1 protein-coding gene is annotated in these 2,356 nt (G+C 55.2%); it reads left to right on the forward strand.

The window, feature by feature from the left end:
* On the forward strand, positions 1-2,356 hold a 2,356-nt coding region (locus KDK13_RS09755; RefSeq protein ID WP_257284789.1), incomplete at both ends, for a hypothetical protein.

Raw genomic sequence — 2,356 nt, forward strand, 5'->3', positions numbered from 1 at the left:
CGGCGGCGAGTTAAACTCCGTTGCCCTGGCGCTTTCTGTCACCCGCCCGGCGGGCAATTCCCAGCTGACCCGCAACGGTGCCCTGTCCATTTCCGGAGCCCAGATATACGACGGTACCTCGGCCAGAATCGAAGGCTCGTCAATCAGCTCGAATAATGGGGCGGATAACGATCTGGAGGTGTCTGCCTACAACAACAGTTATGTGGGCGTCGGTGGTGGCACGCTTTATGGCGGTGGTAAACAGGGGGGAGGTCTGGCCATTACCTTTGCCGAAATCAATGATCCCTCGGCCATTGTGGGTAATGCCAATCCTGATGGCAATAATTCCCTCAGTTCCGCCTACGATGAGGATGTCTACAAAGGAAAAGCGACAGAAGCAATCATCGATTTCAGTGGCAGCAGCCGTTCTACTATTACCAATTTTGACCAGATTGATATCAGTGCCCGCAGCCTGAACCGGATCGGTATTGGTGCGGCGGGTGTCGGCTATAACGATAATCTTGAGGACTCTCTCGGCTTCCAGGGCAGCTTTGCCATTGGCTCCATCGGTGCGGACACCAAAGCACTGGTCAAGGGCGCGGATATATCCGGTGCAACCACGGTGAATGTCAATGCCACTGGGGAAAAAGACGGCGATCTCGACACCATCATCAGTAACCTGGGCAGCAGTGCTACCAATAAAGACTTTGACTTCAGCGGCGCTGAAGCCATGGACAATACCAATGTCCATACAACAGAAGACGGCAGTGGCTCAACCTACAGTTACAACAGCGAAGGCAAGCGGATTATTGCCGTGGCTGGTGTGGTCCAGGTGGGTAAAAAGAACCTCGGCATCTCTTACGCCCATGCGGATGTAAAAAGCGAAACCAAAGCCCGCATTGTCGACAGCAATATCAACAAGAACGACAACACCGGGGCCACGGTAAATGTTAATGCCCGTGATAACTCACTACTCTACAGCGTCGCCATCGGTGTGGGGGTGGGTACCGGCGGATTTTCCGGTGTTGGTTCAGTGGCCGTGAACCGGCTCAATAACCAGATTCTGGCAGAGATTGGCGACTGGGATGGCAGCGATAAAGGCACCATCAATGCGTCTGATGTGGCGGTCACCGCCCAGAATGATATGGATATGATTAACGTCGCTGGCTCGGTAGCTGTTGCCAGCGGGCAGGGTGGTGCCAATGCCGGTGGTCTGGCCGTTGCCCTCAATCTTGTGGGAACCGATGAACACTCCACCAAAGCGAGGGTCAGTAATACCACGCTGAAAGTGGATGAAGACCTGACGGTCAAAGCCCTCAGTGGTACCTCAAACAATAAGAATCTGCTGGTGGGCAATGCCATTGCCATTGGTGCTTCCCTTGGTCAGAGCGGCATTGGTTTTGCCGGTGCGATTTCCACCAATAATGTTGATCAGACCATTCAGGCGGCCATCAAGGATACGGCCACCAATCGCTCCGGTGCCGCTTCTTCCAGCAATGGTGGCGATATCACCGTCAAGGGGCAGGATTACACCGACAGTGTCGCCACCGCCTGGATGGGCGCAGGGTCCGGTAACGGTTCGGCCGGTGGTGTCGCCATTGCCACCAACCGGGTGGATTCCGATGTGACGGCAGAGGTACTGGGCAATGGCAGTACAGCGGGGAGCACCACGTTAAAGGCACAGAACCTGATAGTGGATGCCTTCCGCAGAAACTGGCTATTAACCATTGATGCCGGGGTGGCCGCCTCGAAACAGGTTTCCCTGGCCGGCTCGGTGGGGACCGGTGTTATAGACGGCGATGTAACGGCAAGGATTGCTGAGGATGCCCGGGTTGAAGCCTGGAATAATGTCCTGGTCAATGCCGATGCACTGAGTGTCAACCTGGTTGGCAGTGGCGCTGTGGGTATTGGTCTCGACAGTGGTGCCGGTGCTGTGGCCATCTCCACAGCCATGGAATATGGCAAAACAGAAGCCTACATTGATGATGCGGTGGTGATCGCCAAAGGCAAGGGCAGCACCATGCAGGTGGATACCGGTGACCTGCAGGGCTACGGTGATCTGCCGGATTTATCCACAGCTGGGGATGATTCTGACCCTGATTCGGTATCAATGAATGATCTGACCAGCGGGTTTGATCTGCTCTCGGTGAACCGCACCGAAGAGTCTGTCAACGGTCTGGTGGTGAACGCCACATCAAGAACCAAACAGCGTGCTATTACGGTGGGTGGTGCCGGCGGCAAGACCGTGGCGATCAATGCCAACGTGGCTACCAACGGCACCTACAATGCCACCAAAGCCTATATCAAAGATTCAACCATCAACAGTGGCGTGACCAATGAGAATGGTGCCGACGTCTATGTGCGCGCCAATGCCCAT

Source organism: Endozoicomonas sp. SESOKO1, assembly GCF_024606265.1.
Taxonomy (GTDB): domain Bacteria; phylum Pseudomonadota; class Gammaproteobacteria; order Pseudomonadales; family Endozoicomonadaceae; genus Endozoicomonas.